Source organism: Brevundimonas sp. CURTG3B2_SDJG (genome assembly GCF_057364705.1).
Window position 1 is genome coordinate 1 of record NZ_JBNFOJ010000575.1, and the last position, 618, is coordinate 618.

1 protein-coding gene is annotated in these 618 nt (G+C 68.6%); it reads right to left on the minus strand.

Translation table 11 applies throughout. The features are described from left to right. Nucleotides 1-35: 35 nt before the first annotated feature. Entirely contained in the window at nt 36-383 is a 348-nt protein-coding gene (locus AC2W7C_RS18745; RefSeq protein WP_486002688.1) for a hypothetical protein, read from the minus strand. Nucleotides 384-618 lie beyond the last annotated feature (235 nt).

The window sequence follows — 618 nt, forward strand, 5'->3', positions numbered from 1 at the left end:
CTGGGCCTGGCTGACCGCCGCGGCGCGGCTGGCGATCACCGCCTGCTCCTGCTCCGCCCGGGCGTCGACGTTCTGCACGCCGGCCTCAAGCGCGGCCAGATTGGCTGGGCCTGAGCCAGGTTCGCCTTGGCGTCGGCGTCGTCCAGCCGGATCAGGATCTGCCCGGCCTCGACCCGCTGATTGTCGGCCACCAGCACCTCGACGACATAGCCGTCGATCTGGGGGCTGACCTCGGTGGTGTCGGCCTGGACGAAGGCGTTCTCGGTGGCTTCCCACCGCTGCTTGCCCTGCCACCAGACCACGCCGCCGATGACGACCGCCAGGGCCGCCACGGCGCCGACGATCAGCGGCAGACGTTTTTTAAGAACGGGGGGGAGAGCCATGGGATCACGCTCGGAAAGGCGTTCGGGGAGGAACCGGCGCATAAATGGACACAATCGTCCAAAAATCAACTCCGCTTGTTTCGGCGCCGCAACACGTCATGTTTCGGGTCGTGAGCACCGTGAAGACCGTGTCCCTGCCCGCCGATCTGGATGTCGCCGTCATCGGCGCCGGCGCCGCCGGGATCGCGGCCGCCCGCGCCCGGCCGACATCCGCTCTCCGTCGCGGTGTTCGATG